General features: G+C 34.3%; 20 protein-coding genes. 1 reads left to right on the top strand and 19 read right to left on the bottom strand.

The genetic code is table 11. From position 1 onward, the window contains the following. Positions 1-9: 9 nt before the first annotated feature. The 5 genes from ATZ35_RS03805 to ATZ35_RS03825 form a co-directional block, all read right to left on the bottom strand. Positions 10-756: a helix-turn-helix domain-containing protein gene (locus ATZ35_RS03805; protein WP_208929566.1), complete on the bottom strand. Its 747-nt coding sequence runs from the start codon at positions 754-756 to the stop codon at positions 10-12. Between the two features lie 516 nt (positions 757-1,272). After that, positions 1,273-1,461, bottom strand: a complete 189-nt coding sequence (locus tag ATZ35_RS16760; protein ID WP_244148234.1) for an aldo/keto reductase — start codon at positions 1,459-1,461, stop codon at positions 1,273-1,275. A 36-nt stretch (positions 1,462-1,497) separates the two neighbouring features. Beyond that, the gene (locus ATZ35_RS03815) at positions 1,498-1,911 is read right to left on the bottom strand and encodes a MerR family transcriptional regulator (protein WP_208929567.1); all 414 of its coding nucleotides are present in this window, start codon (positions 1,909-1,911) and stop codon (positions 1,498-1,500) included. Positions 1,912-1,933: 22 nt separating this feature from the next. Then, entirely contained in the window at positions 1,934-2,512 is a 579-nt protein-coding gene (locus ATZ35_RS03820) for a histidine phosphatase family protein (protein ID WP_208930417.1), read from the bottom strand. Between the two features lie 291 nt (positions 2,513-2,803). Continuing rightward, positions 2,804-3,319 carry a YdeI/OmpD-associated family protein gene (locus ATZ35_RS03825; RefSeq protein ID WP_208929568.1) on the bottom strand — a complete coding sequence of 172 codons (516 nt, stop codon included), beginning with the start codon at positions 3,317-3,319 and terminating at the stop codon, positions 2,804-2,806. Between the two features lie 1,081 nt (positions 3,320-4,400). Here ATZ35_RS03825 and ATZ35_RS03830 point away from each other — a divergent pair. Then, the gene (locus tag ATZ35_RS03830; protein WP_244148206.1) at positions 4,401-5,891 is read left to right on the top strand and encodes a helix-turn-helix domain-containing protein; all 1,491 of its coding nucleotides are present in this window, start codon (positions 4,401-4,403) and stop codon (positions 5,889-5,891) included. Between the two features lie 30 nt (positions 5,892-5,921). On the opposite strand, the gene ATZ35_RS16765 is transcribed toward ATZ35_RS03830, so the two are convergent. From ATZ35_RS16765 to ATZ35_RS03890, 14 genes are all read right to left on the bottom strand, one after another. Then, positions 5,922-6,347: a hypothetical protein gene (locus ATZ35_RS16765; RefSeq protein WP_244148207.1), complete on the bottom strand. Its 426-nt coding sequence runs from the start codon at positions 6,345-6,347 to the stop codon at positions 5,922-5,924. Continuing rightward, entirely contained in the window at positions 6,329-6,736 is a 408-nt protein-coding gene (locus ATZ35_RS16770; protein ID WP_244148208.1) for a hypothetical protein, read from the bottom strand. The genes ATZ35_RS16765 and ATZ35_RS16770 overlap by 19 nt, the downstream gene beginning before the upstream one ends. After that, the gene (locus ATZ35_RS16775; RefSeq protein ID WP_244148209.1) at positions 6,672-7,424 is read right to left on the bottom strand and encodes a helix-turn-helix domain-containing protein; all 753 of its coding nucleotides are present in this window, start codon (positions 7,422-7,424) and stop codon (positions 6,672-6,674) included. The genes ATZ35_RS16770 and ATZ35_RS16775 overlap by 65 nt, the downstream gene beginning before the upstream one ends. 370 nt (positions 7,425-7,794) lie before the next feature. Then, positions 7,795-9,114, bottom strand: coding sequence for a carbohydrate-binding domain-containing protein (locus tag ATZ35_RS03840; protein ID WP_208929569.1), 1,320 nt, complete (start codon positions 9,112-9,114; stop codon positions 7,795-7,797). Between the two features lie 272 nt (positions 9,115-9,386). Further along, positions 9,387-10,121 (bottom strand): hypothetical protein, encoded by a 735-nt coding sequence (locus tag ATZ35_RS03845; protein ID WP_208929570.1) that lies wholly within the window; start codon positions 10,119-10,121, stop codon positions 9,387-9,389. A gap of 27 nt (positions 10,122-10,148) precedes the next feature. Further along, positions 10,149-11,810, bottom strand: coding sequence for a putative glycosyltransferase family protein (locus ATZ35_RS03850; RefSeq protein ID WP_208929571.1), 1,662 nt, complete (start codon positions 11,808-11,810; stop codon positions 10,149-10,151). A 43-nt stretch (positions 11,811-11,853) separates the two neighbouring features. After that, positions 11,854-14,466, bottom strand: coding sequence for a YfhO family protein (locus ATZ35_RS03855; protein ID WP_208929572.1), 2,613 nt, complete (start codon positions 14,464-14,466; stop codon positions 11,854-11,856). 45 nt (positions 14,467-14,511) lie between these two features. Further along, positions 14,512-15,150, bottom strand: a complete 639-nt coding sequence (gene lepB / locus ATZ35_RS03860) for a signal peptidase I (protein ID WP_279614919.1) — start codon at positions 15,148-15,150, stop codon at positions 14,512-14,514. A gap of 21 nt (positions 15,151-15,171) precedes the next feature. Then, the gene (lepB, locus tag ATZ35_RS03865) at positions 15,172-15,888 is read right to left on the bottom strand and encodes a signal peptidase I (RefSeq protein ID WP_208929574.1); all 717 of its coding nucleotides are present in this window, start codon (positions 15,886-15,888) and stop codon (positions 15,172-15,174) included. Between the two features lie 23 nt (positions 15,889-15,911). Beyond that, positions 15,912-16,577, bottom strand: coding sequence for a hypothetical protein (locus ATZ35_RS03870; RefSeq protein ID WP_208929575.1), 666 nt, complete (start codon positions 16,575-16,577; stop codon positions 15,912-15,914). Between the two features lie 22 nt (positions 16,578-16,599). Continuing rightward, positions 16,600-17,679, bottom strand: a complete 1,080-nt coding sequence (locus tag ATZ35_RS03875; protein ID WP_208929576.1) for a WxLIP family cell surface protein — start codon at positions 17,677-17,679, stop codon at positions 16,600-16,602. Between the two features lie 94 nt (positions 17,680-17,773). Then, positions 17,774-18,538, bottom strand: coding sequence for a WxL domain-containing protein (locus ATZ35_RS03880; RefSeq protein WP_208929577.1), 765 nt, complete (start codon positions 18,536-18,538; stop codon positions 17,774-17,776). A 29-nt stretch (positions 18,539-18,567) separates the two neighbouring features. Continuing rightward, entirely contained in the window at positions 18,568-19,380 is an 813-nt protein-coding gene (locus ATZ35_RS03885; RefSeq protein WP_208929578.1) for a WxL domain-containing protein, read from the bottom strand. Next, positions 19,377-19,724 carry an EF2685/EF0750 family sortase-dependent surface protein gene (locus ATZ35_RS03890; protein ID WP_208929579.1) on the bottom strand — a complete coding sequence of 116 codons (348 nt, stop codon included), beginning with the start codon at positions 19,722-19,724 and terminating at the stop codon, positions 19,377-19,379. Before ATZ35_RS03890 ends, ATZ35_RS03885 begins: the two co-directional genes overlap by 4 nt. Between the last annotated feature and the right edge of the window lie 10 nt (positions 19,725-19,734).

Consider the following 19,734-nt stretch of genomic DNA (forward strand, 5'->3'; position numbering starts at 1 on the left):
TGTTTCTGCCTATATTCTTTGCCCAACGATTTCTTGTCTTTTATTAAGCGTTTGTTTCAATAGTTCTATATATTCTTTTTGGTATTTTTTCAGATAAACGTTCAAAGACTGTTCTTTTTCATCTGACCAACTTGGATCGCTTTTTATTAAATTACTAAACTCATCTACTTCGACAGTTGCATCGTATTTTACTTTTGGATCATTGGCTTTTGAAATCACTACATATCGTTTATCATCTTCTTTAACTTTAACCACTAATTTGTCTTTGCGAGCTATGACCCATGGCCTATGTTCTTTTAGGGGAATAGGATTGAAGCCTGTTTCCATAATATAGGTTGCATACAAAACGTCATCCTCTTCTAAAGCATAACTCCCTGAGTATCGATAATCATCTTGCTTCCATGAATAGGTAGCCAGATTCTTTAAATAATGCTTTTCATCCAGTCTTAGTTTGGTATTAAAGCCGACATAGATCAAAGCCAGTACGCCAATCCCAAATAATATCCGTTTGTAATACTTGTTCCATTTCATTTTTTTGGATAAATCTTTTGTCATTTCCGCATCCTCCCGCAATAAGTTATCAAGAGAGATACCAAACAAATCGCTGATTGCGACAATCGTTTCTAAATCCGGATAGTTTCTACCCACTTCCCAACTGGAAACAGTAGAGCGTGAAACATTTAATAACTCACTTAATTGTTCTTGCGTCAGTTCTTTTTTTAATCGTTGTTCTTTGATTTTATCGCCGATGTTCATGGTATCACCTCTTTCTCTTTTATTATCTTGATAACTGCTATTAAAGGATAGCCACTTTTTATACCATTCTTGGATTTTGCGTTGATACAATTCGTATCATGTTGATTCATCAAGGTTTCTAGGAATCCATACTTAAACATTATAACAAAAATCTTCATGATTTATTGTCTTTAGAAAAGAAAAAATCTAGTCATTTCTATACTATACAAGCATATCACACATTCATTTTTCTACTCACCAACCATTTGCTCATCTCAGGGTCGGCATGAGAGAACAATTGGCTTTCGCCTTCATTCAATGTAGCAATCGCTATTTTGTCTTCTTCAGATAACGTAAAATCAAAACAGCTAGATTTTCAGCCATGCGTTCTGGGTTAACTGATTTTGCCAGAACAATAATCTCTTGTTCTATCAACCAGCGAACAATGACTTGAGCGACTGATTTATGATACTTTTTGTCTGCTGATTAAAAGGAGTGATCTCGATTTGATTGATTTGAGGAGTAACTTTATTGAACTCAGTTCGGTCCACGGCAAACATAGCCTAGTCCTAAACGGTCAAGTGAACGCTGAAATGAAGTCTTTAAGCCATCGTCAGAACCATTTTCTACCCATATTTTTGTCGTAACAAATAATGCTTCACGTGGTACACCAAAAGCTCCGAGTCCACGTCCTACTGCTTTTTCCGCATCTTTAGGATCGGTGATTTAATACGTACCAAAGCCAAAGATTGATACTTTATTTTATTGGTTCCTCTTCCAAAGCTTCTCAACATTATCAGCTGTGACTTCGCCTGATTTAAATTGAGCGATGTGGTCATCATACGTATCGATTTTATACTGAAGTAGATTACGTGTTTCAGTCATTTGTTTTAATTTCACATCGATTTCTTCTAGTTGATCTTTTAAGATTTGTTTTTGAGCTTGTTCAACATCTTTTCCAAGTTGAGAAAGTGTTGCAAATTCAATCAAAGATTCGATCGATACTCCTGCGTGACGTAAACTTTTAGCTAGATATATCCAATTCAGATCTCTTGTTGTGTAAACCCGATAACCATTTTTATCCCGTTCGATCGGTGGGATCACACCCACTCGTTCATAATAACGAACGGTATCTGTCGTTAGACCAAACATTTCTGCTGCTTCTTTACTGTTCATTTTAGTTTCCTCCTTTGAGCATTTACTCTAAACTTGAAAAATCATGATTGATGATTTCTAGTAGCTTAAACGTATCATGCTTAAATTCAAACTTCAAAATGCAACAATTGCCTAATCTATCTTTTTGATCGACTTCACTAGTATGCGCCCAGTTTCGCATAAACTGTCGACACGCTGCACCATGGGAGACTGCTAAAACAGTTGTACCTGCTTCTTTCATGATGTTCATTAGGGTTTCAGATACACGTTCTCTAAATTGAAACTCCTCTTCCCCACCATATCCAGCAAAGAAATCCCCATATGGTAATGGCGGATTCAATGATTCACTTTCCGACTCAAATCGCCCAAAATTCCATTCTTTTAACCCTTTTACTCTTTTATAAGGCATGTCCGTGACTTGTTCTAACGTATCGCTTGCTCGTTCAGACGTTGAAGCGTACGCATCGTCAAATACGATGTTATGCTTCTTGAAGTAATTCCCTGCAATTTGAGCTTGTCTAATCCCCTTTTCGGTCAGTGGCGAATCACACCAGCCTTGGATTTTTTTCTGCTGATTGAATAACGTTTCCCCGTGTCTCATCAAATATAATGTTTTGGTCATCATCTTGCCCTCATTTCTATTCGTTGAGTTTATCATAAACCATGAAGTGAACTCCAAGGCAAGCAAAAAGAGGCCTAGACAAAAGCTTATTTTCGAAGCCTTCAACTCTTAGTGCTTTAGCACTTAGAATTTGATGTGATCGAAGTATAACGTAGTAGCTGCTTTTTTCTCGCCGTTTATTCGGATTTAGAGCACGAAACGAATCTGATCTTTAGTTTTGTCCCACGCACTTTCCTACGATTAGTCAAGTAATCGGCCTTCATCATGCCAAACACCCTACATTTTTGCAGCCTATGTATTTTTCAGAAATTTATCCAGTCGCTTCTCAAGTAACTCTGGCTGATGTTTATAATTTTGGATCGTGTCAATACGGATACGCCGATATAATTCTGGGAAGGTCAAGAATTTTTCATAAATTTCCATGTCTGCTTTTAGTTTCTCTGCTATGATTTCGTCAATTTCAAAAGACTCTTCTGACATATCAGGTAAAACGTTTCTACCTTGATCGGTCATCAAGCCTAATCTTTCCATACGGCGGGAGCGTTCTTTATTCAGCTCCGTCCAGGGACTTTTTTTGGCTCTAGGCGAAAGTCGTTGAGCAGTTTGTGTATCAGAGACTTTCTTCTTGATGCCATCGATCCAGCCGAAGCAAAGAATTTCTTCTACCGCATCTAGGTATTGTATTTTATTGAGTTCTGGTTTGATGCTAACGATGATCCAGCAGTATTTTTTGGTTGTGCTGTTGGCTTCTAACCAGTTTCGTAATTCTTGTCTGGTCGTTATGGGTAGTAGATTATCTATTTCCACTTTAGTACAACTCCTCTTAGTTAATTAAAAATACTATACAATAATCCAACTAAAAAATGAAAATACTCACTCTCTTATTATGGCGTTACAGCTACTTACCATAAAATCACAGCTTTATATTTTCCCTTTTGAACAAGTTCATTAAAAAATACATTTAATTGTACCCCATATGATTTGAATCCCACTCTTGACTGATATTATACTCTCCTGATCCAGAGACTGTTCCAACTTTAATTGGTTATGCCTCACCTTTGTATAAAGGTACTTCGTTAAATCATTTACTTTATACAAAATTGGCCTTGATAGAATTTCACTCGGATTCTCTTCACTTGTCAAAGGCTGCTCTAATGTTACAGTCAAAGTCCAAAAAGTTTTACTATTTCGAGTATCCCAAATAATCAATGGGATATCATATACAGGTTGATCTTCTTTAATAAAAGGATGCGTTAAATAAATTTCACCAAAGCTTAAACTTGATGGAAACGATTCAATAAACTATTTACCTTTAAACTTATAGAATACCGAAATGCACTCGAGTTCAATTGGAATGGAAAATTTTGAACTAGGAGATTTTATCAATTCATACTGTTCTTTTCTTGGTCCCTTGAATGGCTTTATTAAATAGATTTTTAATTCTGGTATGGGGGCAGACTTTGGTAGTCGATTACTGTTTTTCAAAATCATGTTAACTTTTAATTTTTCATAGTTACCAGTCAATTGAAATTCTAATTTGTTTGAGTCGTTTTCTATAATACCTTCCAGCAATACATTGTTACGTCAATGATTTTATGTGTTTGTTTGATTTCATCTGTGTTGATACTGTTTTCTTTGGCTTCTCCTAAAGAAAGCATCCTTATGTTACACATTTTCATTCTCTGTTGCTTTTTCTATGTACTATATTTTTTATATCTAACTAAAATAATATTATATTATTTCATTTTATTTTGTTTCCAATATCGTTTCTCCCCTGATAAGTTATTGAAATATCATTATATTTTTTAAATAAATGCTAATAATATACGCTTAGAAACTATCCATGTTATGATAGTCTCAAGATTTTAAAAGGAGTTGTTCAAACAACATGGAAACTATTTTTATGAAGAAAAATGAAACCCTTCGTTTCGAGCTATTAAAGCAACTTCTATATGCAAAATCTGGCGCAACTTCCCAACAAATGATGGATTTGTTCGCGCTCTCAAGTAAAACGTTTTATCGTTACAAAAAACAACTCAGTGATGATTTAAATACTGTATTCCCACAAGGTGACGTTACGATCCAGAAGAAAAAACTCCTTTATGTCATTGAACTAGCACCTTCACTGACATTTAGTTATGTTCTCGACTCTATGAGGCTTTATTACATAAGAATCTCACAAAAATTTTCAATTCTTGAAGCCGTCTTAAAAAGACATTATATTTCTGTTGAAGCATTAGCGCAGGATCTAAATTTAAGTCCCTCTCATGTTTACTCGAATTTAACGTTTCTTAATAAGATCCTACGTCCTTTTGAATTGAAAATTTCTTTCTCTTCCTCTATTTATAAAACAAATTTTCAAGGAGCTGAACTAAATATCCGTACTTTAGGATTTGTATTGTTTTGGAATGTTTTTAAAGGGTTAGAATGGCCTTTCGCGAAAACACCAAATTCTTACAAGACACTTCCTTCAGCTGTGAATGAACAAAGACTTTCGCCTTCACAACAAACTAGACTTAGATATTTTCAAAATGTTACCTACTGGCGTACGATATATAGAAAAGAAAGTTTAACACTATCGCAAGAGTTTAAGGATTATCTTGTCCACTTTGAATCCGTAGCACCTACGAAATTATTTTCAACTTTAGAAAATATAGACCTTGAACAAATCAATCTGAAAGATGAAGCCTACTTTTTTGGCTTTCTATCAAGATTTCTTATTGCAAATATTGATTCAGTTGAAGAAAGACAAGTGATTACCCAATCACTTGTCCAGTCAAAGTTACCATTAGCTGAGCTGACCACACGAACTTTAGACAAGCTTTTAACTACGTTTAAAGTGAAACTATCCCCTGATAGTTATCTGGAAAACTACTATTTATTAATTATTTGCTTAATTTATATCCGTTTTATTGGGATCAATTTCAGAAAATTTCTTGTTGACGACACAACGGTTTCTAAAGCGAACTGGTTTTCTTCTGATGAATCGTCTTATCGTTCTTTCGTAAAAGAGACTCTTGGCAAAGAGCCTTTAGTACGCAAACATCTGAACGCTGGTCTTGTCTCTTTTATGGCAAAATTTTTCAACTCTATTTTGAAAAGTGGAGAAAGAGAGGCTAAGTTACGAATTTTCATTCAACATTCTAACAATCATTTTATTTATGATTTTGTTAAGAATAATTTACTCACCATTTTTGGTGATACAACGTTAGAATTTACTTTTGATGTAGAGGAGGCCGATGTGATTATTTCAGATGCTTTTGAAGGAGAGCGTTCTAATGAACGAACATTTCATTTTGAACATTCTCATGACCAAATCTCTTGGAGAGAGTTAATTCTTTTTATTAGTGGAAAGATCTATACATTGCATAATGCTTGAGCAACTATCGTGATTGAAACTATCACTACTCTATCCTAAATACAGGTGTCGATCATCGTAGTGTTCAATGATTTTTTTCCCAATCTCTTCCAATAACAATTCCAAATCTGAACTGTTTGAAAAAGAAGAGATGAATATTTCTTTGGCTTTACTGTTCTTTTCTGTTAGCTCGATATCTGTCACGATAATATCTGGAGAACCCTGTTGGTTTTTGACAAATTCTATCTTGTCACTAAACAGTAATTCAATTTTCTGCGATATGATTGGACCTACGAATACTTTGGAATTTTGAATTAGAATACGTACTTTAGGGAAATCAACTTGCATAAATTTCACTAAAATTGTATATGTCACGAGGTAAATATAATCGGTCAATGTTTCTTGTGATGTATATTTTTTGATTGCTTTAAAAAAAGAACCATATTCTGTTTTCGTGATTAGTTTTTCAATGACCATCTGAATATTCTGTTGGATTTTTTTTCTGTTGGATCTGCATAAAAGAAGTTTTTTTCATCATAAATATAGTAAAACAGCTTTGGATCAATGAAACACGTCTCCATCAACAAGTGCATCATATCGAGCTCTTTTCTAAGTTTCCAATAAACCATCGGAGTGCTATTGCCGTGAAAGAACGTCTCGATCAGTTTTTCAGCTAACAGATGGCTATATTTCACTAATTTGAAATTTTCCTCATTGAAAAATTTCTGATGTTCTTCGATTACAAATACTTCTCCATCCACTAAACGTTCTTTATACAGCAATAGTAAAGCAGCGCTTGTTTCATCCCAAGATAGTTTTTCTGGACGATTTTTCTTTAGGTGAAAATACTTTTGTGTACATTCCATCCTGAAATCGTTCAGATAAAGACGTCAAGATAGATTTTTTCACCACTTTTTTTTGACTGATACGAACGTTGCAAATAAAGAGTAATAAACATACTTGTCTTTTTCTTATACAATTTAAGCTTTCCCAGCCTTGTATTCTCTCACTAAAATAAGCCTTCATTTCACTATAACTAGCTTGATCAAAGTCCCATGTGTTTGACGCATTGAAAAAGAACAGAAAAAAGAAATTTCGAATTCGTAACTCGCTTCCTTTGATCTCATTTATTCGTGTCAAACTTAACCCACATTGATTTAATATTTTTTGAAGTTTACTTCGATTACGTGAGAAAGTTGCTGGACTGATAAATTCTAAATCACAAAATGTTATCGCATCGATTCGTTCCATCAGAAAAATATGCTTGATCATTTTATAGAGAATGGAGGTCTTTAAGTATTTATTACTAATACTGACTAAATCAATATTACTCGCATATACGCCTTGTACCGTATTATGTATGTAGGATACTTCAAACCGTTCTTTAGAAACAGTTAACTCTTGCTCGAATTGTTTAATAATAAGTGAAACTGTTTTCTTTGAAAAGTTGGTTGCTTCTGCTATTTCTGATAAACTTACTTCCTTTCTCCTGTTAGCTACAAAACTTAGGACATTGATCCTTCTGTCGTATACTTCATCTAAAAAAATCCGCATGATTTCACCATCTTTTTATCTTTTTATCTTTTTCATTTTATTTTATAAATAAAATTTATATCGTAAATATCATACCTGTTTAATGTGCACTTGTTTTTCTTTCACTTCCTCCCCTTCAAACATTTATGAAATCACAACTATTTATATTAAATTATTTTTTATATTTTTTTTATTTATTTAAGACGATTTTTTCGACAAAAAAGTGGAATCCTCCCTACCATTCTTATCTTTAGCGATATCGTTATTTTTATATACTTTTTTTATAATTTAGCCCCTATATCTGCTTCAGAAAATACAAAAAAATCCTAGAAGGTTTCATCCCCTCTAGGATTTCCAATATTTGATCTAACGTTTTAAGGCGCTATGCCACTTAAGCAAAGTCGACTCTGTAGTAATAATTCACCACATATTCATCATCACTTTTAATAACTAAGAAATCATCTTTATCGATTTTTTCCAAACTGACTTCATCATCTGGTCCAAATGTATATGGATAATCATTTACTTTGAACATCGTATTTATATCGATTTGTCTTTCAATTTCATCATATAAAACAAATTCATTTGTTTCTTCATTATGAATCCAATATTTTGTAGTTACTGGAATTGTAAATCCTGTTGGTGCTTCTGAAAAAATCACTTCATGTTTACCATTTGTTTTTATTTGACTTACTTCATTTTTATTGTGCAATTTGCTTTCTTGACGTGAACCAATGATTTTAACTTCCTTAGGAGTGCCTTTAGAGATGTCTCCCAATAAACCACCTTGTCCATTTAAAAAGACATTATCAGGTTCAGAAACCCATGTGTAATTTTTCATATCTTTCATATTACGAGCAACGCTTGCAAAGTCTGTTACAAATACTGGAACATCTTCTGTAATTTCAAATGTAGGTTTTCTGTATTCTTCACGAACAACTGCTCCACTATAAGCACGCAGCATTTGTTTATCCGCATGTAATGCAGATAAAGAACTATTGATATCAGTAGAGATACCAGTGATGGAACTTCCAGCACCTTCTGCTTGGATATGTGCAATAATTGAACGAGCGCCAGAAACTTTTCCTTCACCTACAACCGTTGCACCTTTCCACGCATAAATATCACGATACGCATAAATCCCAGTACCTTCGCTACTTGTTCCTTTTAATACAGCATCATTGTATGGTTTAATATCATTTTCACTATAAACACCATAATTAGTACCAACACCTTCTACAGTTCCGCCATCCATTTGAATTTCATTATGAACGAAGATACCAGTACCAGCAGCCTTTGCCGTTACATGACCTTTTCCATATTTTGTGAATTTGAATGCTTTCAAATGATCACCAACGTTAATCCCAACTTCTTGATTTGTGTTAACGTTCAGTTCACCGTTCCCACGAAATTCAAGTGTTCTTTTAGCATTGATTGCACCCATATTAACTGGTTTTGTATTGTTCAAGGTAATCGTAATGATTTTTGAACTATACAACGAAGCATTCTCATTTAAAAGATACTCCCCTTTTTTCGTCGTCAATACGTTTGTCCCGTCTGCCTTAGTTGTTACCGTTGCAGCATAACCATTTAAGTCAGTATTTGCTGTTAGTAGTTCAGCAGCAAATGCTTTTTGACCACCAGCTACCGCTAATAAACCTGCTGACAAACCAAAAAATAAAACTCCAGCAACATTTTTAATTTTAACCATTTTTTTACCTCTTCCTTTTTTGTATTTGCCGTTTCCAGCACCTTCATTCTAACACATAAAATAACGATATATTTACCATTTTTTTATAAATCAAATAAATTTTTTGATAAAAAAACCACCAAAAACCCTTTTAAATGCGGGCAAAACCAAATAAACTGTCATTTTTTTATAATTTTAAAAAATAAATTAAATAACAGTAAAATAACACCTTATTATAAAACGACTATCCATTTTTAAAACAAAATCCAGTAATGATTATAGTGTTGATTTCTCTAATCACTATAATCCATTACTTGAGCATACACTTCTTCTAATCTTCCTTCTCGATCAAACGAGAGGTTAATTAAACGACCTATACCAGCTTTTTTCTCAGCTTCTTTTGAATCATCATAAATAGAGATAACTTTTTTTGATAACTCATCAGCCGATTTTTTTATTTCTACAGAAAATTGCTTCATTACTTGATCTGACTCTGTTAGTACCATTGCTTCTGCAAGGTTTTTTACTAAAACTTCCAACCTTTTTCCTTCGTTTGATTCAAAACTAGTACAATTAATCAAAATACTTTGTTTTAGAGAATGAATTTTTTGTGAGAGTTTATCATACTTATAAGTTGCCTCAGCTTGCCCTAGAAGAATTTGACCATTACCTTTCAAGTCATAGTATTGGGCAGCATAAATCGTCAATTTATTTTCTTCAGCTAAAATAGTATAATTACGGTCCTTGTCCTGTATTTTTTCTGCTTTAACTAGATCATCAACACTTGTCATAGCTTTCGTCAGAAATGCATTCATTTCAAGACTATATTTATCTTCCAATGTATTCTTCGCTTCTTCTTCTGTAAGGTTCGGTAAGTTCATCTGACTTAACGCCCCTTTTTGTTTAACAGAAGTTATCAAACTTATATCTTCATTCGATAATGGTTTAGCCTTTGTTTCACTTTTACCTTTCGAGCATCCTGAAAAAAGTAAAACTAAAATAAATAAAAGCACTACTTTTCTTTTCATAACCTACCTCCATTTTACAATTACCAGCTAGCTTCTTTTCATTAAAACAAACCAAGTAACGAAACTAATCCAAACCACAATTGACACTATTAGGGATACGGTTTGAATCGCAGTCTCTTTATAAAAGAAATGGATTTTACCACGTCCATTTAATTGAATTTCTACTAATCCAGGAAATGTAGAACTACTATTTACTCGAATTTCTCTATCTTGCACTCTGTCGACAGCATGATATCCTTTATAATAAAGATAAGGTAAAACTAAACTTGACTCTTTGGTAGTTTCATAATCAAATTGCACCTCACCATAGCCCCAGTTAACATCAGTCAACGCGATATCTGCTTGGCCTCTTATTTTTCTAGGTTCGGCAATTACTTGGCTCAACTGTAGCTTACTGGGTACATATTCTTGCCCCCAACCTAAATGATTAGACTGTATATTTTCTAAACGATCATAAGAAACTTCACGTTGTTCTTCTGGAAGAAATACACCATGAGCAGCTGTCAGTACACAAACACCGATAATCACACCACTGACAAATCGAAAGATAGTCATTTTTCCCGAAAAAAATTGATCACAACTTGAAGCAAAAACCCAACAAACGCATAAAGTAACCACTAAGAAGAACCTCCAGGGAAACTGCAATGCATTAAAAATACTTTGGTCAAATATTTTATGCGGAAAAAAATCTGTACTTAGAAAAGCAAAGCCAGCTGCGATAAGAATCAATTGTCGATTTACTTGTTCTAACTTTTTATACATACTTCCTAAAAAAACAAGTGCCACTATCACGAATAAACCTAAATTATTATAACCATTATTTCTAAATGCAATTCCTAAATAATTTAAAACAGTACTTGCATTGTCGCTCAAATAAGTAACTGGCTTTTCTTGAAACATGAAGCGCTGATTCATCACTTGCTCTAACAACGGAAAAATAAAAAAAGATGTGAGAAAAATTGTTAATCCCGCTGCTTTAAACAAACTTATTAATTTTTCAGATCTTTTTTTTAATGATTCAACATTTAATAAAAGATAACAAACAATAAAAATAGAGAAAATAAGCCCTGTTAAAACATGCGTCAAAATCAAGCCACTCATCCCTACTGATAACCAAATCCACTGTCCTCGCTCACATTTCACGATTTGATAAATCCCCAAAAATGCTACTGGTAAAAACATCAAGGCTAATAATTCTCCAAGAGCAGCTCGCTCTGTTAAATCACTCAATCTATAAGATGACATCCCATACAAAAAGGCAAATAAGAAAGCCTTCCACCGAACAGAATCTACCTTTTTAAAACTAAAATATGCGATTAAAAAAGTACAAAAGTTAATAAGTATCAGATATAAGATATAGCTCTGGGTAACAGATATACCAATCAGTCTAAAAAAAGCTGCTGGGTATAAAAACAACTCACAATAGAATAATGGCGATGCATAGCCCATACCATATAGAAAAAAGAAATTGATTTTGGGAAACCATTTTTGATGAAGTAGGTTTTCAGCTAAGCCCTCTATTCTACTTAAATGAAATTGAATATCATCACCAGAATACAACACGTTTTGATGAATATGAGATGAATAAATCATAAAGATACTCAGCAATAAAAAAATACTTATATATAGCCAGGTTTGATATTTACTTATTTTCGATTTTTTAATTTCAATCAAGCTTTCTTGTTCCATAAGTACTCCTTCATAAAACCCAGTCCCATTAATTCTTTGCTACTTATTGTTTGTTATAAAAAGGATCCTTACCTCTTCTTTTTAATAAATATAAATACACACTAAATCCAACAAAGCTGAAACAGGTCACCCCTGCCCCTGTCAATAAACCGGCAGGCAAAAACACAAATTCAACTTCATGCTCACCAACTGCAAGTGGCACAGTTAGAAAAGCCTCTTTAAAACGAGGTATTTCGACTTTCACTCCATCCACATATGCTTTCCAACCTTTGTCGTATGGAATAGTTGTAAATAAAACACCCGCTTCTTCCAAGTCAACAATGGTACTTGCCTTACGCCCGATTACATTAAAATCAACACCTTTATTCTGAATGGCTCTAGCAGCTTTTTCAAAAACTTGACTATCTAATAACACAATGTCTGGCTCAAAAAACTCCACGGCCTGCGATCCACTGAAACTTGTTGAAAATTCAATCTCAGTATCCTTTTCAAAATAACCTAGATTATAATACTGTCCTGTAGAATTAATTTTTGTCGTCCGACTGATCCCATTAACTGTTAGAGTTGTCGTTGCAGTAGCTATTTCTTTATAGTTTATTGGATTCAAGCTAAAGTATGCTTGATATCCTGCTGGGATATTCGCTCCCCATTTTATCTGCTTAGGTTTTTTTTCATCTTTTAACTCTTCTGAATACCGAACCTTCTCACCTTCAGTTTCAATCTCAACATTTTCTTTTGAAAGTATCGTTGGCTTTATAAAAGAAAAATAGTTTTCTTCTTTATCAGACAGTTGGTTAAATAACGAAGTTTGACTTTTGACCACTCCTTCTTCGTATAAACGGTCATTCGTCATCACACCCATCGGCATTGCATACTCATTTTCATAAAGAGTAAACTCTCCGCTGTCACCTACTTTATGAAATCCAAATTTCATCGGGTCGTCCTTTGCTAAATTGTATTTGACCCCAGAAATCGTATCCATTAAAATCGTATTGTTCGCATAAGAAATTTGTAAGTTAGTTCCCCATGAACGATAGCCTAAATCATGTAAATAAGATAAAGAGTGCCTGTTTCGCATCGAAGAAAACATAGAAACACTACTATAACCATATGTTAAGCTATCATTTTTTGTAACAGGATCCAACGACTCTATCCGATAAAAACTGCTGTTTGTTTTTTTGGTTGAATCGACCAATTCTTTAATGTGTGGATAAGGACCTGTGTATTTGCTTTTATTTGAGTACGTCCATTCTTTGGAAATTCCATGAACAATTTGATGTGCATTAAAAAACGACTCACTAGACACTGCCAAAACCATGAATATTCCCAACCAAAGCATGGATGAATGGCCTTTTTTAATCATGTAAACATACCCCAAATAAAGAAAAATCAACGCTAAAGTAACCACAAACGAAATAATCGTTAGATAATAGTAAGCCTCTTCATAAGAGGTAACAACCTTTGCTAAAGTAAATACCACGATCAAACTAATTGCAACATTCAAAAAAGAATCAAACGTACTACTATCTACTTTTTCCCATGCATATCCTGCAACTAACAAGATCAGAAAAGATAAAACAAAACTATACCTAAAAGGAAACATGTTTGGTGCATGCATTCCTTGCCAAAATAAATTGAACGGTTCAAAATAAAAACTTAGTATGACAAAAACAAACAACAGGCCATAACAGATTTTGTCTCTGACGGAGACTTTTTTTGTCGTAAAATAATATAAGCATAGAAGTAATGACCACAATCCTACGAAAACAAAGGGTGTACCGTTAGTCATAGTGGTATCGTATACTCCGACAAAACTCTTAATGATCATATCAAACGAGCCCGTCCCTTGCGTGTTTAATTCCTCTAATGTTGTCAAGGCTTCCCCATTATTCTTCAAATCAATAATTGTTGGAAGAATGACTACCATTGACGCACCACCAGCTAATAAAGACGTTAGTAAGTAGGAAAAAAATGTTCTACCATACTCTGCTTTATTCGTAAATAAACGGACAAAATAATATAAGAATGAAAAAAATCCTACGATAAATGCCATATAAAAGTTGGTAATGAACAGCAGAAAATAGCTGATAAATAAAAGACTCGGTTTACGCTGATCCATCAAACGATGTATGCCCAAAATAACCAACGGCAGGTAAATAAATGTATCCAGCCACATCAACATCTCTGAAAAAGCGATTGTAAAGCTCATCATCGCATATGAAATACTAAATAATAAATGACCCCATTTCGGGATTTTGAACGTCTGACTGCTAAAAAAATAAAAGGCAGTTCCAGAACAACCAATCTTGAATAAGGTCAAAATGTATAAGGCATCTGGAATTTGTTGATTATTAAATAGTAAAATCAATGGCGTAAAAATACCACCTAGGTAATATGAAATGAATGTCCAATAATTCAATCCAAATGAAGCATACCACGTATAAAAGATGCTTTCGTTTCCTTTTACAGCTGTATTGTAACTAGCAAAAAAATTCGATAACTGAGTGAAAGAATCACTAGCCATCACACTTCTTTCACTCCCTGGATAAATTCCAATGGATAAATAAACTGCTCCCATCAGCACTATTGGCAAAACAAAACTCAAAACGACCATTATACCATTCGCCTTAAAAATAGACTGTATCTTCTTTTTCATATCTTCTCCTTTTAAAAATGTCAAAACATTGTTGATTCACCTAATTTAATGAATCCTCCCCATTCGTGTAAATGGATAATAACGATATACTGCAACGCCTTCTATTTGATCCGCATCAATCAATCCTATAGTACGACTGTCTCGAGAATTATTGCGATTATCGCCTAAAACAAAATATTTCTTTTCTGGAATCCTCGCTAACCCTTCTAAAGAACGCGCAATACCTTGCGATAGTTTGATTTTAAGAGTGCCATCTGGGATATCTGTCTGATTAACTGTTTTTCCACTACTGTTCACAGGTTCACGCAATTGATGATTCAAATACAAGTTGGTTCCATCTAACCAAATGGCATCACCAGGCAGACCAATAATACGTTTCACATAGGATTTACTCCTTTGGTCTTTCGGTTCGAACGTGACTACATCATAACGCTCAATTCTAGTGGTCTTCGAAACAATCATTCGATCTCGATTTTCAAAAGTTGGTAGCATGGAATTTCCATCAACTAAATGAGTACGGGTTGTAGACAGCATAATCAAGCAAAGTACTGTAAAAAATACAAAGAATAGATTAGCTACCACATTTTTACCCCATCTTTTTTTACGCTTATTCAATTTTTGCTTAGAAGATTTTTTTCTTTTATTTATTTTTTGCTTAGGTAGTCTTTCATTTTTCAAGTGCATATCCCCACATCAAACTTAGCATTAAAAACTTTTCATAGACTGCAACGGTAACCATCTCATACGCACTACGCCAATAATGTCTGTGTCCTCGACTAAACCATAATTTCGACTATCCGTTGAATATCGGCGATTATCTCCCAGTACAAGATACTTTTTTTCAGGAATTTTTTTTGCTCCAGAAATTTGATTCAAGGTAAAATCACCTGTCAATAACATTGAATCTTGGTGGGCATCTTTTAGTGGTTTTTCTAAATAACGTTCTACTTGAAATGTATCATCTATGTATAGTTGGTCATTTTTATAGTAGATATCTTCATCTGGCATACCTATTACTCTTCTTACGGATAAATCACGTTGTTTGTTTGCTTTCAACACCACTAAATCAAAGCGCTTAATCGTTTCCAATTTATTTACAAATAGTCGATCTCCATTTGCTAATTCCGGCATCATGGCATAACCAGACACTTTTGGCACTGAAAATAGAAAAAAAGACAAGGCATAGACAATCAGTCCAACAATAATTATCGCAATAATCAATTGTAAAAGAGTTGTTCGTAGCATCTTTACAAAAGTGGCTTTTTTCTTTCGCCTTTGCTTCTTCTTTTTATGCAAGCTGCTATTTTGGTTCTTCGCAATAATTTGGTTCTTTTTTCGCTTTTTCCCAACTTTTTTGGTTCTTTTTCGTTTCGAATCCAAAAGTGGTTTTGCTGATTTTTTTTTAGGTATTTTCGTGTTCATCTTTTAATCCTCTAAACCTAAAGCTAATTTTTCTTTTTTAATGCTGCTTCATTGATATTAAAGTGTTCGAATACTTTCTTTTGCTGTAGTTTAGCTTTTTCAAGATCTTCGTTGAACTCTGACATTTTCTCAGGATTTTTCAAAAAATCTTCTTGTTGTGCTGCTAAATTGATTCCTAATTCCATCATAATTTTAAATTGCTTATTCAAAATCCCTTGTCCTTCAACCGTCAAACGTTGATTGGCCAACCTATTCCCATAACTGGACAAACGTCCAGACAACTCTTTTATGTTATTAGCAATTTTCGTTTTATTATCATTATTTTCAGCTTCTTTCAACTGTAGATCTATTTGTTCTATAAGATAATAGCCTTGTACAATCGCATCAGAATCGCGCTCACTTAGGCTATTTGCTTGGTAGTACCTTGAATAAAATGAACCACCACCACAAATAAAAGCAAGAACTAATAAGACAATCACATTAATCAGCTGACGCTTATATACTCCTTCTAATCTACGTCGTTCTCGTTTCAATTTGATCCTTTTTCGTTTATTCTTTTTTCTGATTCCGCTTAAAAAGCGAATTTTTTTCTTTGTTGAAAAAAGAGAAAAAAGCAATAGGATTGAAAATAAGAAAAAGAGGATAGCGAACGAAAACAAACCTATAAATATCCAATCTAAAATACTCACTTATCTATCCTCCGATTCCTTGCTATTTTCTTGATGGCTTTGTACCAGGTTGTTTCTTTCTCTTTTTCTTTTTAGTCTTTTTCCCGACTTTCCTAACAATAAAGAAAATCACTATAACTAAAACAAATAATCCACCAACGATTCCAGCAATAAACGTCCAGTTTATTTTGCTTTCTTGCAATAAACTGACATCTTCAGCATTAAATTTGTCTGCTTCTTCATCTGTAATCGTGAAATCTTGATCCCATTCCCAGCGATCTGCTCCAGCCGTAACAATAATATGTGCAGAATAATCACCAGCAACCATTCGCTCACCTTGCATCGAAACTGGAAAATCTAACATTGAATTAGGTGCCATTCTCATAGCTGCCTTTTTAGTGTCATATAATACTTGATCTGATCCTTTCCCACTCACTTGAACATCAACAGTCATATCTTCAATGAAAGTGGCCTGAGTATTAGAAAAATTGACAAAGACTGTATTGCGATAATTTTTTTGATTTGCATAAACCTTATTTAAAGATAGTTCTGGCTTTACTTCTGTATCGGTCTCTTTTAAAATCATTCCTACTAAATAGGCATATTTGTTAAGGATTGAGCCGCTTTGAGGTTTTTGTTCTTCATTTGTGATGTTCTGCATTTCAATCCCACCAGTAATAATGCCATCATAAGATGATTCTGGCATCGTAATATCTAGGTCAATCGTTTTTTCTCCTTTTGGAGGTATTTTGACTTCGTCGGGACCTTTCACGATATCAACAAAATCATATTTTAAGGATGCATCGTTCTCAATCACGGTTGGTCCATATTCGATGACACCATTACTATTTGATTTAGCGCCATTTAATTTAACACTGATTGTTGTTTCTATGTCTGAAGGATTGGTCAATTTGATTTGAACTACTTGTTTTTGACCTGGTGTCATTTTCAAATCAAAGTAGCCAGTTTTTTTATCAACTTGATTCTCTGGATGAATCACCTCAAAGTTAAAGCCTCCCATATCTTTTTTGGAATTAGCATCTTCAGCATAAGCATTGCCTGCCAGTATAGCTGTTAGGAATATGTATAATAAAACTAAAAGTGCAAATACGCGTTTCTTCAATGAACATACCTTCTTTCAATCAATTAGAAATGAGTCATCGATGCATGACATCGATGAACTCATTCCCAGAATTATTCAATTATTCTTATCGTTTTTATAACGGAGTATCACTAATAGTCCAAGTAATCTCAGCCGTATATTTACCTACTGAAAGCATGTTGTCACCAGGTACAGTTAGTTTTACAGATTCTCTGATATTTTCAACACTTGTTGCTCTGTTACCAAAAGCAAGTTTGTATTGACCAAAACCTTTAGTCGCATCTGTATTGTCAAGGAATAATGTGTTTTCTCCAGCAGCCAATCCATCTGCCGCTGGTTCTAATTTAACAGGAGTAGTAACTGCTCCAACTGGTTTTAAAGCTTCCGCATTAGCTGTACCATTAGATGCTACACGAGTATTAGCAAAAGTAATAAACGCACCTTTTAATTGGCTTCCGTTTGCATGTGCAAATTGCGTTGATAATTTACCATAGATTTTGTAAGTGTGGTCTGTAGTTGAACGTACATCTTTAAAATCTACAAAGTTTTCCATATCACCAAAAGTAGCGTCATTAAATGGTTTTGCTTCATACGTTGGTGATGAACCATCAGTTAAAATATCATGTTTTTCAAAGTCTAATGGTGTGATACCAACGATTTTCATATCCGCTGTACTTGGATTTACTGGTGGGTAAGGTAAAACTGGTCCATCAGTATCTGGCGGTGTAATTGTATCTGGTGTTGTATCTTTTTGAAATTCTACATTTCCTTCTCCTGCAAAAGAGTCACTTTCTGCTGCTTTTGTTGCCCCTGGTAGAGCCAATCCTAAGCCGATTACAGCTAGTAAAGCTGCTCCACAAATTTTGTGTGTGTTTTTCATTTGTATTTCCTCCTAAAATTTTTCATTATTTATGGCAACTCGGAAATTATCCAAGTTAACACCGTTTGGTATGGTACCGGATCAATTTTAGTTGCCCCCGGTATAGACAACGTTACTGCACTGTTTTGATAGATGGGTTTATTTTCAAAATTTGGATCCAATAATGGTTTTCCATCCGGACCTATGGCTGGACTTAATGTATTCGGCATAGCATTGGAATTCTCTTCCGATGCACCGAATTCAATCGACCATGTCCCTTTTCCCATATTATTTTTTGCTTCCGCCAAATTATATGTTTCACCAATATTATCAATTTTGATAATATCTTTCGAAACACTCGGCGCCTGAGATAAATCACGAGTTGAATTGACCCATGATTTATCAAAGGAAATCATCGCACCTTTTAATTCGTTGTTTAGCGTATTATTATTTTTAAATTGTGTTTCTTGGCGCACTTGCAAGCTCCAGCCACTTCTATTTGGGCGATAATCAGAGACCTGAATAAAATTCCCTCTAGGTCCTGTGTCTCCTAAAAATAATTGTGCATTAGCAGGATAAACTGTATCTTTTTTCGAAATTTTATTTTTCCCAAATGATAGTTTTGGAACAAAATCAATACGTAAATCACCAGTTGTATTTGGCGTCGGACCGGGATCAACCTTATTTCCTGGCTTTTCCGGGTCAAAAATACCTGCTTCATACTCTCCGTCAAATACAATTTCCCCTACATCAGTATGACTTTCTTGTGCATACGTAGGTGTATCTAATGCGGTTACCATCAGGCTCGTCCCTATAATTGAAAAACAGAAAATGGAAGTTACTAACAATTGTTTCACTTTCATTCTGGCGTCCCTCCTTCTTTACCTTTTCTCTTTTTCAAAAGAAAGTAGAAAAGAACAAAGACTATAAGGGCGAAGCCACTGATTCCTAAACTTTTCTTCACCAATTCACCTGTTGAAGGATACCTGCCACGCGGTTTAGTCGGACTTGGTGCTACAGAGCTATTTTTTGTCTTAGGTACGTCGCTTTCCGTAGTACTGATGATTGTTTCTTCATAAAAATCAACAACGCCATCAGTTTGGACTGCTCCGCCGTTATCTGCTGCCTGAACAGGCATAGCCGAAACACTCAGTAGAATTGTCACACCCACAAGAAGGCGAGTAAAACGTATGATATTTTTTTTCATGTTTTCTTCT

Origin of the sequence: Enterococcus rotai (genome assembly GCF_001465345.1) — a bacterium.
GTDB classification, from domain to species: domain Bacteria; phylum Bacillota; class Bacilli; order Lactobacillales; family Enterococcaceae; genus Enterococcus_L; species Enterococcus_L rotai.